The sequence below is a fragment of the Chryseolinea sp. H1M3-3 genome (assembly GCF_029360725.1).
Taxonomy (GTDB): domain Bacteria; phylum Bacteroidota; class Bacteroidia; order Cytophagales; family Cyclobacteriaceae; genus Chryseolinea.
Genome location: NZ_JARKMY010000018.1, coordinates 154,295 through 171,556 on the forward strand (window position 1 = coordinate 154,295; position 17,262 = coordinate 171,556).

A 17,262-nucleotide genomic window follows, 5' to 3' on the forward strand; every position below is an offset into this window, starting at 1 on the left:
TACGAATTTAACCATTAATCTCGATCCTTGGTTGTAATCCGGATGAGGAAGACTGCGGATGATTAAAAAGAAGCTAATTAATGATCCTGTTTACGGATTTATTACCATCCCGAGTGAGCTTATCTACGAGATCATCTCCCATCGTTTCTTTCAGCGCCTTCGGCACATTAAACAACTCGGATTAACCCATTATGTTTACCCTGGCGCCCTGCACACCCGCTTTCAGCATGCTTTGGGTGCCATGCATTTGATGGGGAAAGTACTGGATCAGCTACGCTTAAAGGGCGTGGAAATTTCTCATCAGGAATATGAGGCTTCCCAAATTTCAATCCTACTCCACGATATTGGGCATGGACCGTTCTCACATACCTTAGAGCATGTACTGCTGTCTGGCATAAAACACGAAAGTTTGTCATATTTATTTATCGATAAGCTCAATGAAGAAACGAAGGGTGCATTAAATCTCACGCTCCAGATTTTTCGAGACAGCTATCCACGGAAATTTTTTCATCAGCTTATTTCAAGTCAATTGGATATCGATCGGCTCGATTATCTAAAAAGGGATTGTTTTTTTACTGGTGTGCAGGAAGGTACCATTGGCGTGGATAGAATTCTTGCTATGCTCAATGTGCATCAGGATCAGCTCGTGGTGGAAGAAAAAGGAATTTATAGCATCGAGAATTTCCTGAATGCGCGAAGGCTGATGTATTGGCAGGTTTATTTGCATAAAACATCGGTAAGTGCGGAACGGATGTTGGTTAATGTCATCCGCCGAGCACAAGCACTTGTGCGTGCAGACGAAACGTTGCCAGCAAGTGATGCCTTACACGTATTTCTAAAAAACAAATTGACGCTAACGAGCTTTAAGGAAAATGAAGATCTTCTTTCACGTTTTGGTGAATTGGATGATAATGATATTTGGGGTTCACTGAAATGCTGGCAAAACAACAGCGATAATATTTTGTCGTTATTATCACGCATGCTTCTTGAACGAAGACTCTTCAAAGTTCGGCTCAGCATAGAACCGATTAGGAGAAATGAGGTTGCGAATATACAGGCCTCCATCATGAAAACATATAATACCCTCAGATCAGAAACTCCCTACCTATTCTCGCATGGCATAGTATCCAATGAGGCATATGCCGAAGGTCATCAGATAAACATTTTAATGAGAAACGGGGAGTTGCTTGACATCGCGCAAGCTTCCGATTTACCAAACATAAAGGCCATCAGCAAAATCGTTAAAAAAAACTATCTGTGCTGGCCTAAAAATGTATCTTTGCTGAATTCGTAATCCTGTTATCTGATATTATATTTTGATAATTGGTGAAGGAGATAACACTATCTTTGAAAAAACCACTGAGTATGGAATTTAGCGTCAATCAAATAGCCATGATGTTGGGCGGAGAGGTAAAAGGAAACGGCAACGAAAAAATTAAAATGCTCGCCAAAATTCAGGACGCCAAACAAGGACAAATTGCCTTTCTTTCAAATCCAAAATACGAACAATACATCTATACAACACAAGCGACAGCCGTGATTGTAAAAAAAGATTTTATCGCGAGGAAAGAAATAAATGCAACGCTGATTTTAGTGGATGATCCATACATCAGCTTTACACGGCTGCTGGAAGAATATCATAAACTAGTCAGCTTTCAAAAGACTGGTATTGAGCAACCGAGCTTCATTGATAATACCGCTTCCACGGGAAAAGATATTTACAGAGGTGCGTTCTCGTACATTGGCAGTAATGCCCGTATTGGTGACAATGTTAAAATATATCCGCATACCTATGTTGGCGACAACGTGGTGATCGGCAACAACACTATTCTCCATCCTGGCGTTAAGATTTATGCAGGTACAAAAATTGGCAACAACTGCGTGATCCACTCAGGCGCAGTGATTGGAAGCGATGGATTTGGTTTTGCGCCTCAGGAAGACGGATCATATAAAACCATTCCGCAGCTTGGTAATGTAACCATTGAAGACAATGTTGCGATCGGCGGAAATACCGTCATTGATTGTGCTACGTTGTTTGGTGATTCGACTATTATTCGGCAAGGCGTAAAACTTGACAATCTTATACAGGTTGCGCACAATGTTGAAATCGGAAAAAATACGGTCATTGCTGCTCAATCTGGTATTTCAGGTTCGACAAAGATTGGAGAAAACTGTCTGATGGCTGGCCAGGTAGGAATTGCAGGTCACATTACGATCGCTAACAATACGCACCTGGGTGCGCAGAGTGGAGTTTCAAAATCAATTAAAGAAGAAGGTCTCCGCCTAATGGGATATCCGGCATTTGAATTCGGATCCTATTTTAAATCTTATGCTGTATTCAAAAAGTTACCCGACATTAATCATCGTCTGCGAGAACTAGAAGATAAAATGCAAACATCGCGAAATGGCTCCGGATCAACGGAGTAAATCCCACTCTGACGTCACAAAATTGGATAATACAAGGATTTGAGCGTAAATTTGCGCACTTTGCAATTCCATGCTCAATATTAAACAGCAAACAATTCAGAAATCAGTTACCCTTTCGGGTGTCGGACTTCATACAGGGGTACAAACAAATATGACTTTTGTACCTGCCAAACCCAATCATGGTATTAAATTTCAACGCATTGATGTTCCGGGATCTCCCATCATCGACGCTGATTGTGATAATGTGGTCGACGTTTCACGCGGTACTACCATTGAACAAAGTGGCGCCCGGGTAAGTACAATAGAACATACACTTGCGGCCTTAACGGGACTTGAAATTGATAACGTGCTCATTCAGCTCGATGGTCCGGAATGTCCAATTATGGATGGCAGTTCGATCGAATTCGTTGGTACATTAAAAGCGGCGGGTACCGAAGAGCAAAATGCATTACGTGATTTCTTTGAAGTTCAGGAACCGCTGTTTTATCGTGAAGCGGCCCGTAACGTTGAGATCGCGGCGCTTCCGCTAGATGACTACAGGGTAACGGTAATGATTGATTACAATTCTCCGGTACTCGGCAGTCAGCACGCATCGATCACTGACATTCGCCAATTTGAAAAAGAGATCGCCTCATGCAGGACGTTTTGTTTCCTTCATGAGTTAGAGATGTTATATAAAAACAATCTTATCCGGGGTGGAGATTTGAACAACGCCATCGTAATTGTTGATCGGGTTGTACAAGAAAATGAGTTAGACAACATTGCTAAAATGCTTGGCAAACCAAAAGTCGCTATCAAGCAGGAAGGCATTTTAAATAACATAGAATTACGTTACAAGAATGAACCTGCCCGTCATAAGCTCTTGGATATTGTAGGGGATCTTACGCTGGCAGGGAGACCATTAAAAGCACAGGTGCTTGCTGCTCGTCCCGGCCATGCTGCTAACGTAGCGTTCGCAAAGAAGCTGAAGAAGGCTATGCAGGAATCGGATAAGAAAGGGAAACCCAAATATAATCCGAGCTTGCCGCCAGTGATGGATATTAACAAAGTAGCAGCGACGCTACCACACCGTTATCCATTCTTGTTGATAGATAAAATCATTTATCTCGATAACGAAAGTGTTGCGGGCGTAAAAAATGTTACGGCGAATGAGTACTTCTTTCAAGGACACTTTCCCGGAAATCCTGTTATGCCAGGTGTACTTCAAATTGAAGCCATGGCTCAAATAGGCGGCATCTTGGTTTTGCATACTGTTCCTGATCCTGAAAACTATTGGACTTATTTTTTAGGCATTGAAAATTTCAGATTTAGAAAAATGGTACTTCCTGGTGATACCCTGGTCATTCAGTGCGATCTTCTTGCTCCTATTAAAAGAGGAATAGCTAAAATGACGGGCCGAGCATACGTCGGCAATACGCTTGTATGCGAAGGTACCATGACCGCCAGCATAGTTCGAAAAGATTCATGAGTAGATTTCCCAACGCTAACGTACACCCTGAAGCTCAAATCGGTAACAATGTTATCATAGAGCCCTTCGCTACTGTTCAAAAAGATGTCGTCATTGAAGATGGATGCTGGATAGGACCAAACGCAATTATTTGGGACGGCTCAAGACTAGGTAAAAATGTGAAGGTATTTCCTGGTGCTTCTGTTTCATCTATACCTCAAGACCTGAAATTCGCAGGCGAAAAAACGCAGACTGTCATTGGCGATAATACTGTTATTCGGGAAGCTGTCACCATAAGCCGCGGAACTACTGATAAATTTCAAACCGTAATCGGAAAGAATTGCTTATTGATGGCGTATGTCCATGTTGCACACGATTGTATTGTAGGTAATAATTGTATTCTTGTAAACACAGTACAAGTCGCCGGGCATGTTACTATCGATGATTGGGCCATTATCGGTGGGGCTAGTGCATTGCATCAGTTCGTGAAAGTTGGCGCACATGTTATGTTATCGGGGGGATCTCTCGTACGGAAAGATGTACCTCCATATACAAAAGCAGCGCGCGAGCCACTTACTTATGCGGGTATTAACACCGTTGGACTAAGACGACGCGGATTTCCGTCAGAGAAGATCAATGAAATTCAGGAAATCTACAGGTACATTTTTCTAAAGGGTTTGAATAATTCAAAAGCGCTCGACATTGTCGAAAAAGAAGTGCCTGCCAGCCCCGAAAAAGATTATATTGTTGACTTCATTAGGACCTCCGAGCGAGGTATAATGAAAGGTTACGGTGGAAATGATTGAAGCTGACTGTACCAATAATATTGACGATTTCTTGTTTAACAGTTTAATTTTTAATTCCGATTAACAGCTAAAGATTAACGGAATACATGACCTCCTCCGAGAAAAGTTCTGTCGGGAATATTGAAATTATCGTAAAAGATCTCGGTAAAAGATTCAATCGTGAATGGATTTTCCGGAATCTGAATTACAAATTTGAGCCTGCTAACGTTTATGCCATTACAGGCCCCAATGGCTCAGGCAAATCAACCTTACTGCAAGTTCTTTGGGGACAGTTACCTCAGTCAAAAGGAGAATTAAAATACAAGAATGCGTCTCATGAAATTCCTGTTGAAGAGATATACAGACACCTTGCCATTGCCACACCATATCTCGATTTGATTGAAGAATTTACGTTACTAGAACATCTTCGCTTCCATTTTAAAATGAAGCGCAGTCGGAACAACATGGATGAACATGAGATTCTTGACAAAATGCAACTGACTAAAGCCAGAGATAAACACATTGCAAACTTTTCTTCTGGTATGAAGCAACGTGTAAAACTCGCCCTCGCTTTTTTTACTCAGGCCGACCTTATTTTTTTGGATGAACCTACAACTAACCTGGATTCGAACGCAGCCTCCTGGTACCATGAACAGTTAAAGGGTTTACCTCTGCAATGCACTATTTTTATCGCTTCCAATCAAGCCAGCGAATATCCGCAGAATGCCAAAATCCTAAACATTCTCGATCTTAAATGATGCCCCCTTTCGTGAAAACCATGCTTATAGTACCAACCTTCGGGTAGCTTATCTGGGGTTAAAAATCTTGAATTCTCGATAAAGCGTCTTATTCCAAGTTATAACTGCAGGTTACAAGATCACCCGACAATAGATTAAGCTGTAAGGTTAAAAGGCAGCAGTGTGCCTCGGAACTAACTTTTGATTTCATCATTTTTACACGGATATTAGCGATACTAAAATCATAACCATGAACCATTTAAGCAGAATTTTATCTTTTTTATTACTCGTTAGCGTTACGTTATTGCTTAGCAACTGTGGCGGTGATGATGACCCGGAAAAGTCTGAGGAAGAAGTCCAATTAGATAAACTGAAAGCAGCCCAATGGACGCTCATTTCAGCAAGCGATGGAACGGACCGAACTGCGGAATACCCTGGAATGACATTATCCTTCGTTGGCACCTTTAGCACTGGTGGCACCTACAGTTATACAAGCTCAGCCACGGATTGGCCGTCAACCAGCCCATGGCAAAAAGATGGTACCTGGAAGTTTGTTTCAGGAAGTGTTACCAACAAAATTATCAGACTCTCCGACGATGTTGAAATGACGTACACCTTATCTAACTCCGACAAACAACTTAGCCTTGCTTTTAATTATACGGGCACCGGCTTCAATAACGGTAAAGTCGCCGTAGTAGAAGGAGATTGGGTGTTTACTTTTACCCGACCATAAAATTTTAACTGATATTATGTAAAAGCCCATAACCAGGGGCTTTTTTATGCCTCAATTTTTGCTGTGTCAACGAGGATCCTATTTTAAAACAACAACCGTAATACCGTCGCCCCCACGTTCAATATGTTCATCATTGACGGAGACCACTTCTTTATATCGCTTTAAATGCTCGCGTACGATTTTTCTTAACACGCCCTCACCTTTACCATGCAAGATGCGAAGCTCACCTTGTCCGAGTAAAATCGCGGTGTCGAGATATTGATCCAAGATGCCAATAACTTCGTCTACCCGCTTGCCACGTATATCCAGCGTTGGATTAAAATGAGCACGCTTCTCAATCACATTGATTCCAGCCGATCGCAACCTGGCACCAATTTCTTTTTCCACAGCAGCGGTAATTTTTTCCAATTTGTTAACGTTGGTGACGGATTTTAATAAGCCGAATTGAACAGTTGCATGTTTACCTTGTATTGAAAGAATAATCCCACTCCCCTCATGTCCTGCAATACGAACCCGGTCTCCCTCTTTCAATTGTTCTGCAGCAGGTTGCTCTGGTTTTACGGGTGTCGCAACCTTATGGGTAAGCGTTTCCAAGTTCTTTCTGACTTTCAGTGTTTCCTTTTTCTCAGCCTTATTTTCTTTTATATGGCGAATGGTCTTTTCAATCTCGCGGTTTGTTTGTTTCAACAAATTGGAAGCATCCTCTTTTGCCTTGTTGAGAATATCTTTCTTTTTTGTTTCAAGCTCCGTGGAAAGTGATTGATATCGCGCAAGTGATTGTTTCAGCTCGGCTTCTTGTTTTTCAAGTTTGCTGATCTTAACGCTTAATTCCTGTCTTTCCTTGTCCAACGACCGGGCTAATGTTTCAAAGCCAGCAAGATCTTTCCCTACTAACTTCTCTGCTGCTTCAAGTGTCTTTGAAGGTAATCCAGTTTTCTTTGCAATTTCTAATGCGAATGAACTCCCGGGTTTACCGATATCCAATATGTACAACGGAAGCAAGTTTTTGTCATCAAAACGCATCGCGGCGTTTTGGATACCCGGATGCTGGCTCGCATACAATTTCAAATTATAGTAATGTGTTGTGGCAACCCCCCAAACCTGCTTCTGCAAAAGAGATTCTAATATTGCCTGGGCAATCGCTCCACCAAAATTCGGATCCGTACCGGAGCCTAGTTCATCCAGCAGAACCAGCGACTTATTTGATGCCGATTGAATAAACACACTCATATTCCTGAGATGACTGCTGTAGGTACTCAAATCATTCTCGATCGACTGCTGATCGCCAATGTCGAGAAAAATGTCTTGAAAAATTCCAACACGCGATCGTTCTGAAACCGGAATCAGCAATCCGCACTGCACCATGTATTGTAACAAGCCAACGGTCTTCAAGCATACTGATTTACCTCCTGCATTCGGCCCAGACACCAAAAGCATTCGATGCGCTTGATTTAATTCTATGGTCAATGGAACAACCTCGCGTTTGCCTTTCAGACTTAAATACAACAGCGGATGTTTTGCATTATACCAGGTGAGTTCTGGTTGTCTTTCCAGTATCGGCTTGTCGGCAGTGATCTCTAACGAAAACCTGGCTTTCGCACGTATAAAATCTATCTGAGCCAAAAACCTGAAGGATGATTTAATAACAGGCAACTGCAACCTGAATTCCTCGGTCAACGCTTTCAATATGCGTATTACTTCTCTTTTTTCTTCGTGTTCAAGTTCACGAATTTCATTATTCGCATCCAACATTTCTGTTGGTTCCATAAAAACGGTCTGCCCGGTGGCCGACTCATCCAATATAAATCCTTTTAGCTTGCGCTTATGTTCTGCTAAAATTGGAATCACAACACGTCCATCACGAATGGTTGGTAAAGCACCTTCGGGAACCCAACTGGCACTGACAGCACTTCTGAAAATCTGATCAGTAAGTTTCCGTACACGGCTTTGCTCGTCCCTTAATTTCTTCCTGATTCTTCCAAGTTCCGAACTTGCTGAATCCTTTACCTGCGCTTTATCATCGATTTTCAAATACACCTGTTGCGCCAATTGACCTGTAATGGCAATAGGTTGAGAAAGCAAGAAAAGTTGCGGATAAGTTTCTGCATTTTTAGATAAAAAAACTTTGCACGCTACAATCGCCTCAATGCCGTAAGCAAGATTTAAAAACTCTTCAGCCTCCAGCCAATTACCTTCAAGGTTTATTTTTTGTATCCAATCTGTAGGATCAAAGAAATGTCGCGACGGAAATGGTTCACCTTTTTCCAAAATCATTCTAAACTCCAGATTTTGATTCAACAAAACCTTGACGAATTCAAAGTCAGTGCTGAACCTCATATTGTCAACCCATGCCTGGCCCGCAGGCGAAAGACAATAATCTTTGAGCTTCGTTCGAATTTGATCAAAGCCTAATTTACTCTCAAAGGATTCCGGGTAGATCATTATTTGGAAGAATCAAGGCGCTGCTCCATCAGGCTCAACGAATCAACAAGGGCCGTGTAAATTTTTTCCATTTCCACAGGATGATCCATATAATAATCGAATGACTTTTTAAAAGCTGAATCCGATACCCCAACTTTTTCGAAAATTACAGGCCGGAATCGCTTGAATTCCGCTTCTGCCGAATCACGTGGCAAGCCAAGCTTGTTGATTTTTTGTTCAGACAAATAAACTTCCATTAATGCCTTTACCATTTGGGATTGGGTAAGAATGTTATTCTTATCGGCGTCGCTATCTCCGCATGATACTCCCAATAATAATATCATGAACAGAATGCTCAGGACAATTCGATATGTTAAGCCTTTTGCAATCATTATCAACCTAAACTCAATTTTGAGTGGGGCAAAATACTCATAATTGTTCTATTTTTGACCCTCATGGGTAATCGTTAAACTTGTTTTCCTGTTATACCTGAATACAAGATCCTTTTGATTCGTTCCAATTTGTATTGGAAGAAACGGGGTATTGCGGATTCAGTTATAAAATGCCAGCAAGTTTTTGTCAGGCATGATTATTCATACCGAAAATAGTGTTAGATGAAAGACCTCTTAAAGAAGTTAAGAAAGTACGAAATTCAGATACGCAAGGCTATCAATAGCCAAATGCAAGGTGATTTCCATTCCATCTTTAAAGGATCTGGGCTTGAGTTTGATGATGTACGCCCCTACCAGTATGGCGATGACATCCGAACCATTGATTGGAATGTATCCGCAAAAGGACATGGAACCTTCGTTAAAACCTTTAGAGAAGAAAAGGAACAGACCGTATTTTTCATTCTTGACGTCAGTGCTTCAGAAGATATAGGCTATCCGGGAAGTACCAAGGCCGACATCGGCAAAGAAATTTGTGGTGTCCTGGCACTCTCGGCAACCAAAGAATCGGGCCATGTTGGCCTGATCTGTTTTTCTGATATTAAAGAAAAATATATAAAGCCGGTGAAGGGAAACCTGCAGGCCTATGAAATCATCAGCACGCTGGTCAAACTAAAGCCCCAATCATTAAAAACGAATTTAACAAAAGCCATTGCTTTTTCGCTGAACGCTATCAAAAGAAGAAGTGTAGTCATACTCATTTCTGATTTTATCGATGAAGGATACTTTCATAATCTTAAAGCATTAGCGCGTCGGCATGACTTGGTGATTATACACATCAGCGATAAACGAGAAACACGTTTACCTAAACTTGGAATTATTCCGATTATTGACAAGGAAACGAAACGCACATTATGGGTTAATACGTCATTCGGCGATTTCAGAAAAAAGATAAGTGAGCGGCTCCGCGCCCGCAAATCTGAACTTGAACAATTCAGTCGTAAGCATCAAATCAATTTTATCTCGCTGGACACAGATGAAGATTATGTTCCTAAATTATTGCGCTTATTTAAAGTAAGAAACAAATCGTTGAAATCAACCTGAGAATGAGCGCCGGAAATGTTATGAAATATTTATTCGTTGCTGCGATTTGGTTCAGTGGTGTTGGTGCTTCATTTGCGCAGGATGTAATTATTCGAAGTGGCTTTTTTTTAGATAGCCTCCAGGTTGGGGACGAAACAGGATTTTATTTAACAGCACAATATCCCAGCAATCTCAATCTCATTTTTCCTGACTCAACTTATAATTTCAGTCCGTTTGAGTTTAACAGCAAACGATATTTTCCCACCAAAACGACCGCTGGAAAAAGTTATGACAGCGTTATTTATTACTTGTCGACATTTGAAATAGACCGGAGCCAAACTCTCAGCCTCCCGATTTTCCAGCTCAATGCACAGGACTGCACGATGTACACGTCGAATGTCGACACCATATTTCTGGCAGAACTCGCTAAAAACATTCCGGATACAATCACTGCTCAAAACGCACCGTTAAGATCAAATACGTTGTACGAGGATGTCCCCTACCAGATTAATTATCCTGTGTTGCTAATTGTGCTAGGCGCTTTGTTAATAATCGCTGCTGTAGTGTGGATCGGGTTTGGCGAGAAAATCAGAAGGCATTTCAGACTAAAGAAAATGTTTAAAGCCCATCAAAAGTTTTTAGAAACCTATGACAATCAGGTAACTGCGATCAAGTCTGCATTTTCTCCCACCAATACAGAACATGCTCTGGCAAATTGGAAAAAATATATGGAGCAATTAGAAGCTAGACCGTATACTAAATTAACGACACGTGAAACGACGCAACTCGAAAATAATGATGTACTGGGAAAAAATTTGCATGCCATTGACGGGGCAATCTATGGTCATAACACATCCGTTATTGAATCTCTTGAAAGCCTAAAGCAATTTGCCGATCAGCGTTTTACCAAGAAATTGGAGGAGGTGAAACATGGATAATGATTTGACACCCTGGTACTCTTTGGAATGGTTCAGCCTCTCGACCTTGAATTCGTTTACATGGGAAAACGAAATGTTTTTATATGTGTTAATAGCTGTACCGTTAATCTTTATTCTCCGTTGGTTTTGGCGGCATAAATTCAATCAAAAATTGCCTGTCGCCGTCACACAAAAAGATCTTCATGTTTCGCCGCTCACCCTCGTTCGAATGGTCCCCGAGTTACTGCTCATGTTCGTGCTTGCATTGGTATGCCTGGCTTTAGCGCGGCCACAGAAAACCAATGAAAAGGTAGATCAATGGACAGAAGGAATTGATATCATGATTGCATTGGACATATCACAATCCATGCAAATTGAAGACTTTCCGCCGAATCGGCTTGAGGCTGCCAAGAAGGTAGCCAGAAATTTTATTGACGGCCGCGTTCAGGATCGTATTGGCCTGGTTGTTTTTTCGGGCGATGCATTTTCCCTATCCCCCCTAACAACAGACTATGATCTATTGAAATCATACCTGGATGAAATAAATTTTGAAATGATCGAAAACAGAGGAACAGCAATAGGAAGTGCGTTGGCCGTTGTAACCAATCGAATGAGTGAATCAGAAGCCAAATCAAAAGTTTGTATTTTGTTAAGCGATGGAGATAATACTGCCGGGAACATCGATCCCATTACTGCGGCTGAACTCGCTGCCGCTTATGGAATCAAGACTTATACCATTGTTGTGGGTAAGGAAGGGCTTGTTCCTTTTGGCAAGGATTTTTTCGGGAGACAAAACATGATTGAAAATACCGTCGATGAAACCACCATGCGTAAGATAGCAAGCATCGGCGGCGGAGAATTTTTCAGGGCAACAGATAACCAGGCGTTACAGCAAGTCTTCAACAAAATCGATCAATACGAAAAGGCAGAAATCAAGGAAACACGATTCAAGGATACTTCGGACTATTACTTCATTTACCTGCAATGGGGCGTTGCATTTTTCTTACTTTGGTTAATGCTAAAATCTACCTTTATTTCAAACGTATTACAGGACTGACATATTGATTAGACGTTGTCGGGGAATAGAATAAGTTTACCTGCAAAAATTATCATGACCACGCCCAACACAATGTTCATGATTCTAATTACCCTTGGCGTTACAAGAACACGCAGTTTGTCCGCAAGCTTGGCTTTAACAACATCTGTTGTAAATACGGTCAATACGATTGAGCCGAAAAATATAAAGACTTTTTTATTGGTATCATACCCAAGTTGGGTGGTTGCAACACTCACAGTCGCCAGCCAGAAAAACAACACCATTGGGCTCAATCCATTTATAATAAATCCTTTTGCAGCCAGCCGGAATCCACTGGCACTTTCTATTTTTTGAGGATCATATTGTGCTAACTTCTTGCTTTTGATAAGTAGATAGTACAAACCAAAAAGCAGCAGGATAACGCCGCCACCATACGCCATATAGTGTCTGAAATTGTTAGTCGCTAGAAATTGTGATAACCCGAGGTATGAGATGAGTATATACACAGAATCACACAAAGAAATTCCGATAGCTACAAAGACGCCACTGATGAATCCACGCTCAATGCTTGTTTGAAGTAATGTAAAAAAAACTGGGCCGACGAGAAGCGCCAGGACAATCCCTGATAAAATGCCTTTAATGATGATGTCCATTGGCATGCAATTGCAGGAAGTTTTTCCAGTCTTCCAGTTGTGCATTTTTAATTACACGAGGGAATTTATTTTGCCCGCCAACTTTACCTTTAGATTCCATCCAATCATAAAAGGTCTTAACGGGCAGTACATCCACGAAGATGTCCTTTAATGCAGCGCTGCGCTCAACTGCATAATCATCATTTAATTTTCTCAAATGCTCATCAAGTTTTTCTTTTAACATCGTCCGGTCCACGGCGTCATCTGTCCCAATAAACCAATGATGCGCGAATAGGGATTCATGCGGGATACCAGCGACGGCAAACTCGGGTATGGTGATATTAAACTCGTTAGAAACCAATTCAATCGCTTTGTTCATATTATCCACCGATAAATGTTCTCCGCAAAGACTCAAAAAATGTTTGGTTCTCCCGGTTATCACGATTTCACATTCTTCCAGGGAAGCAAATTTAATAACATCACCAATGAGATACCGCCAAGCACCAGCGCATGTAGATAGGAGAATGGCATACTCCTTTCCCTCCTCTACTTCATTGATCAACAACGTTTCAGCATCCGGCACAACTTCTCCATTTGAGTTAAAGTTTTTCTCTTCAAAAGGAACAAATTCATAAAAGATTCCATTATTCAATACCAAGCGCATAGTCCTACGGTTGGGATACGCCTGAAACGCAATAAATCCCTCGGACGCCAAATAGGTTTCTATATAATGAATAGGTTTACCCAATAACCTTTCAAACCCTTTCCGATATGGATCGAATGAAACCCCACCGTGAACATATACTTCCAGGTTCGGCCAGATCTCATGAATATTTTTTAGTTTATGATACTTAATGATTTTCTCCATCAAAATCTGTATCCATGCCGGTACCCCTACAACGATACCTATATCCCACTCCCATGCTTTCTTGGCGATCTCATTTAACTTTGAATCCCAATTTCGTGTCTTCGCAATTTTCTTTCCGGGCTTATAAAAATGCTGAAACCAGAATGGCAACCGCGCTGCCTGAATTCCACTTAAGTCACCTTCGAAAAAACTTCCACGCTTATTCAAATGTGTGCTTCCACCCAGCATCAAAATTCCGGATTCAAACATTTCGGGCTTGAGGTCATATTTTGACAAGGTCAGAATTTGGCGGATACTTGTTTTTTGAATCGCCTTGGTCATTTCCTTAGTAACAGGAATATATTTTGAAGACGCCTCAGAGGTCCCAGAACTCAGCGCAAAATACTTCACACGACCAGGCCAGCATACATTTTTGACACCTCTTAACGCGAGCTTCCACCAATCGGCATAAATTCTGTTGTACGTATAAATAGGAATGTGACTCTTAAAACGCTTGTAGAATTCCTTATCGTCTTTACGAAATCCATTAAGAATATCTGAGAAGTTATGGAATTTGCCGAATTCAGTTTGACTTGCCGTTATCAACAACTCCTTTAATTCATTTTTTTGAAGATCAAATGGCGACGTATATTCCTCCTCCAACATCTCACGAAGCGTGATTCCTTTCTTCAACAATTTTCCGAGGATCGCCATAATTGCGTTAATTTGATGGATTTAATGGCTAAAAATAGACAATGAATATTAAAAATAATATAAATAATCTTCGGCAGCACATACCATCCGGTTGTAAACTGATCGCCGTAAGCAAAACGAACCCCATTGAAAAAATAAAAGAGGCTTATGAAGCTGGTCAACGCATGTTTGGAGAAAACCGCGTGCAAGAACTTGTACCAAAGTTTGACGCGTTACCAAAAGACATTGAATGGCACATGATCGGTCATATGCAGACAAACAAAGTAAAATACATAGCGCCGTTTATTCATTTGATTCACTCTGTCGATAGTTTTAATGTTCTTGAAGAAATCAATAAACAAGGATCAAAAATCGATAGAACGATTTCATGCTTGTTGCAAATTCACATTGCGGAAGAGGAATCAAAATTTGGATTCTCCGAAAATGAAGTTTTGGAATTACTTAGATCTGATGCTCTAAAAAAACTTAACCATGTTCAAATCTTTGGTCTTATGGGCATGGCTACCTTTACAGACAATCTGGAGCAGGTGCGAAGAGAATTTAGAAGCTTGAAAACATTTTTTGAAAAACTAAAAAACTCACCGCTTCCGGCGAAGGTAAAAATGCAGGAACTTTCGATGGGAATGAGCGGGGACTATAAAATTGCTATTGAAGAGGGAAGCACTATGGTGAGGGTTGGCTCTGCAATTTTCGGTGAAAGAAATTAATGAAAAATTATACAAACAAATGAAGCGTCGATGAATCTTGATGCGCGTAATTAATGAAGTAGCAACCTAGATATGCAAAAACAAACAATACTTATGTCGGGAGCGATTATGGGCGGACTCGCTGTCGCGATCGGCGCATTTGGTGCCCATGCACTTAAACCGTTGCTATTGGAATCAGGACGTATAGAGACCTTCGAGCTTGCGGTTCGCTATCAGTTTTATCATGCTTTTGCGCTGCTTTCAACTGCGTTAATCATGAACCACGCGGATTCTAAAAAATTAAGCTATGCTGGAATATTTTTTCTTCTTGGAATAATATTTTTTTCCGGTAGTCTTTATATTCTCTGCCTTAGTGGCATGACTATACTTGGCGCCGTGACACCAATTGGCGGAATTTTTTTTATCCTTGGATGGATACTCCTGGCAATCGGTGCAATAAAAAAATAAAAGCCTCGCGAGGAGGCTTTATTATCTGAGTGAATTAGAAATGTGTTATTGAGTTTGTCCTTTTTTCTCAAGGACATTCGCTGTAAAAGTAATTTGGGCGCCATCAGCGTTTGACGCATTAGATATTACAGTTACCACCTTGTTTTGTTTGCCCATTTTTCCTGCACTATTAAATGCAATGGTCAATTCTGCTTTGCCTCCTGGCATAATCGGATCACGCGGCCATCCCTTCGGTACGGTACATCCACAGGTTACCTGAACATTGGTAATGATCAAAGGTTCGGTACCGGTGTTTGCAAACTTGAAAGTTTCCTCCACTTTATCTCCTTGAACAATGTCGCCAAAGTCATGGGTTTTCTTTTCGAAAGTAATTACAGGGCCATTTTGTGTCGCAGGCTGTTGTTGTGCGAATCCTTGCGCGGCAAATCCAAGCACAACGATCAATAACAAATATTTCTTCATACCTAGTTTTTTTTTCAAATTTAAAACCTTCACTCAACAATTCTGCCAGAAATTTCAAAATTTCCGTAAGCGGAGTGTGACTTTATTTTGCATCTTGAATTAAGCCTTATGGTAACCTAAAATGAGTTCAGAAATCGCCGAAATATATGGAAATAAGGTTAGAATACGGGTTTGTGGTTTATGCTGGCAAAATGACTCGTTGCTGGTGGTGAAACACAAAATGGATGGTCATGACTTTTGGTCACCGCCAGGTGGTGGGGTTGAGTTTGGAGAGTCATTAACCGCTGCACTTCAAAGAGAATTTGCAGAAGAGACGGGCCTGGAAGTGGTACCTGGAAATTTCTTATTCGGCTGCGAGTTTATAAAGGCCCCACTTCATGCCATTGAATTGTTTTTTGATGTCAAGATGACCGCCGGCCATTTAAAAACTGGTTATGACCCAGAGTTGCAGGTTATAGAACAAGCCGTGTTTTTATCACCCGCAGAAATACAGCAAATACCCGTGGAAGCTCGTCATGGTATCCTGAAAAGATACGACAACGCAAACATGTTGCGTCAATTGACTGGGTTTTATCGGATTTAATTTGGCATTCTGTAAAATGTAGCTTGTTATTTACCCCTTAAAATATTTATTATTGCACACTAAACCTTCTACAATGAATCTGACGAAAATATTATCCATTGTCCTTTTCCTGGTAAGCATAGGACTGGCCTATTATCTTTATGATAGCATCCATTCAACAATTGAATTCAAAGAGTCTATCGCTAGCACGGAAAAGCAAATAACGGACAAACTTGCAGTAATCAGAGAAGCTGAAAAGGCCTTTTTGGAGCAGCACGGACATTACACAGCTGACTGGGATTCACTGCGCAACTTCATAGAAAATGGCCGTGTACCCATTACCAACCGAACAGAAAAAATTACCCAGTTAAGTTATGGGGAAGAAAAAGTAGAAGTTATTATTGATACGATAGGTTTCATGCCTGCCAGAGACCGTATTTTCAAAAAGAACTATAGTGTAAACGCCGCTGCGGATGGTACTTTTATGGGGTTCCTCGTTAAAGTAAATGATGTCGTTGTAAAGGGCACGCCCGCTTACAGGTTACGTGCAAAAGACAAAGAAAAAACGGATGTTCATAATCTTATAGAGCAGGGAACAATTACCTCTACTGCCAATATTAAACCTGGTGACGCTGTAACGAGAGGTCAAAATCTTATCAGTCTTTGGGACTATCATCTTAATCCCAACGTTGACATTGCTAACCTGGGTCAGGTTCCAGGTTCTGAAGGAAAAATGTTCGACATTTTTGTTGGCAAGATTGACCGCAATGGCTCGATGGTAAGTGTGATCGAAGTCAAAGACCCCGCGCCAATAAATCCTGAAAGAAAAGCAAGCAATGAAGCTAAAAAACGTCAGCCACTGGGTTTCGGATCAAGATTGGATGTAGGTACAGCAGGTAACTGGGAATAAAATTGC

Annotated in this window: 18 protein-coding genes; 13 read left to right on the top strand and 5 right to left on the bottom strand. The window is 41.1% G+C overall.

The features are described from left to right. The first annotated feature begins 58 nt into the window (after window positions 1-58). The 6 genes from P2W71_RS24675 (at window position 59) to P2W71_RS24700 (ending at window position 6,129) form a co-directional block, all read left to right on the top strand. The gene (locus tag P2W71_RS24675; RefSeq protein WP_276374085.1) at window positions 59-1,294 is read left to right on the top strand and encodes an HD domain-containing protein; all 1,236 of its coding nucleotides are present in this window, start codon (window positions 59-61) and stop codon (window positions 1,292-1,294) included. Between the two features lie 71 nt (window positions 1,295-1,365). Beyond that, window positions 1,366-2,427 (top strand): UDP-3-O-(3-hydroxymyristoyl)glucosamine N-acyltransferase, encoded by a 1,062-nt coding sequence (lpxD, locus tag P2W71_RS24680; protein WP_276374086.1) that lies wholly within the window; start codon window positions 1,366-1,368, stop codon window positions 2,425-2,427. 70 nt (window positions 2,428-2,497) lie between these two features. Beyond that, window positions 2,498-3,895, top strand: coding sequence for a bifunctional UDP-3-O-[3-hydroxymyristoyl] N-acetylglucosamine deacetylase/3-hydroxyacyl-ACP dehydratase (locus P2W71_RS24685; protein ID WP_276374087.1), 1,398 nt, complete (start codon window positions 2,498-2,500; stop codon window positions 3,893-3,895). Continuing rightward, complete coding sequence (gene lpxA, locus P2W71_RS24690; RefSeq protein ID WP_276374088.1) at window positions 3,892-4,680, top strand: acyl-ACP--UDP-N-acetylglucosamine O-acyltransferase; 789 nt, start codon at window positions 3,892-3,894, stop codon at window positions 4,678-4,680. Before P2W71_RS24685 ends, lpxA begins: the two co-directional genes overlap by 4 nt. 86 nt (window positions 4,681-4,766) lie before the next feature. Continuing rightward, window positions 4,767-5,417: an ABC transporter ATP-binding protein gene (locus P2W71_RS24695; RefSeq protein WP_276374089.1), complete on the top strand. Its 651-nt coding sequence runs from the start codon at window positions 4,767-4,769 to the stop codon at window positions 5,415-5,417. A 229-nt stretch (window positions 5,418-5,646) separates the two neighbouring features. Beyond that, window positions 5,647-6,129: a hypothetical protein gene (locus P2W71_RS24700; protein WP_276374090.1), complete on the top strand. Its 483-nt coding sequence runs from the start codon at window positions 5,647-5,649 to the stop codon at window positions 6,127-6,129. 78 nt (window positions 6,130-6,207) lie between these two features. Here P2W71_RS24700 and P2W71_RS24705 read toward each other — a convergent pair whose 3' ends face one another. Further along, complete coding sequence (locus tag P2W71_RS24705) at window positions 6,208-8,571, bottom strand: endonuclease MutS2 (RefSeq protein ID WP_276374091.1); 2,364 nt, start codon at window positions 8,569-8,571, stop codon at window positions 6,208-6,210. Further along, the gene (locus P2W71_RS24710; RefSeq protein WP_276374092.1) at window positions 8,571-8,894 is read right to left on the bottom strand and encodes a DUF4296 domain-containing protein; all 324 of its coding nucleotides are present in this window, start codon (window positions 8,892-8,894) and stop codon (window positions 8,571-8,573) included. The genes P2W71_RS24705 and P2W71_RS24710 overlap by 1 nt, the downstream gene beginning before the upstream one ends. Before the next feature lie 270 nt (window positions 8,895-9,164). On the opposite strand from P2W71_RS24710, the gene P2W71_RS24715 reads away from it, so the two are divergent. Genes P2W71_RS24715 through P2W71_RS24725 form a run of 3 tightly spaced genes read left to right on the top strand, consistent with a single transcriptional unit; the run spans window position 9,165 to window position 11,996 of the window. Then, window positions 9,165-10,043 carry a DUF58 domain-containing protein gene (locus tag P2W71_RS24715; RefSeq protein WP_276374093.1) on the top strand — a complete coding sequence of 293 codons (879 nt, stop codon included), beginning with the start codon at window positions 9,165-9,167 and terminating at the stop codon, window positions 10,041-10,043. Between the two features lie 20 nt (window positions 10,044-10,063). After that, window positions 10,064-10,960: a hypothetical protein gene (locus P2W71_RS24720; protein WP_276374094.1), complete on the top strand. Its 897-nt coding sequence runs from the start codon at window positions 10,064-10,066 to the stop codon at window positions 10,958-10,960. Continuing rightward, window positions 10,953-11,996, top strand: coding sequence for a VWA domain-containing protein (locus P2W71_RS24725; RefSeq protein WP_276374095.1), 1,044 nt, complete (start codon window positions 10,953-10,955; stop codon window positions 11,994-11,996). Before P2W71_RS24720 ends, P2W71_RS24725 begins: the two co-directional genes overlap by 8 nt. A gap of 8 nt (window positions 11,997-12,004) precedes the next feature. Here P2W71_RS24725 and P2W71_RS24730 read toward each other — a convergent pair whose 3' ends face one another. Both P2W71_RS24730 and P2W71_RS24735 read right to left on the bottom strand, forming a co-directional pair. Continuing rightward, entirely contained in the window at window positions 12,005-12,628 is a 624-nt protein-coding gene (locus P2W71_RS24730; protein WP_276374096.1) for a LysE family transporter, read from the bottom strand. Next, entirely contained in the window at window positions 12,612-14,168 is a 1,557-nt protein-coding gene (locus tag P2W71_RS24735) for a GH3 auxin-responsive promoter family protein (protein ID WP_276374097.1), read from the bottom strand. The genes P2W71_RS24730 and P2W71_RS24735 overlap by 17 nt, the downstream gene beginning before the upstream one ends. A 41-nt stretch (window positions 14,169-14,209) precedes the next feature. Between P2W71_RS24735 and P2W71_RS24740 the strand changes: the two genes are divergently transcribed. Further along, window positions 14,210-14,875 (top strand): YggS family pyridoxal phosphate-dependent enzyme, encoded by a 666-nt coding sequence (locus P2W71_RS24740; RefSeq protein ID WP_276374098.1) that lies wholly within the window; start codon window positions 14,210-14,212, stop codon window positions 14,873-14,875. A 72-nt stretch (window positions 14,876-14,947) separates the two neighbouring features. After that, entirely contained in the window at window positions 14,948-15,322 is a 375-nt protein-coding gene (locus P2W71_RS24745) for a DUF423 domain-containing protein (protein WP_276374099.1), read from the top strand. A gap of 45 nt (window positions 15,323-15,367) precedes the next feature. Here the strand turns inward: P2W71_RS24745 and P2W71_RS24750 are convergent, their stop codons facing one another. Next, entirely contained in the window at window positions 15,368-15,784 is a 417-nt protein-coding gene (locus P2W71_RS24750; protein WP_276374100.1) for a DUF1573 domain-containing protein, read from the bottom strand. A gap of 121 nt (window positions 15,785-15,905) precedes the next feature. On the opposite strand from P2W71_RS24750, the gene P2W71_RS24755 reads away from it, so the two are divergent. Beyond that, window positions 15,906-16,367, top strand: a complete 462-nt coding sequence (locus tag P2W71_RS24755) for an NUDIX hydrolase (RefSeq protein ID WP_276374101.1) — start codon at window positions 15,906-15,908, stop codon at window positions 16,365-16,367. 73 nt (window positions 16,368-16,440) lie between these two features. Then, window positions 16,441-17,256 carry a hypothetical protein gene (locus tag P2W71_RS24760; protein WP_276374102.1) on the top strand — a complete coding sequence of 272 codons (816 nt, stop codon included), beginning with the start codon at window positions 16,441-16,443 and terminating at the stop codon, window positions 17,254-17,256. Window positions 17,257-17,262 lie beyond the last annotated feature (6 nt).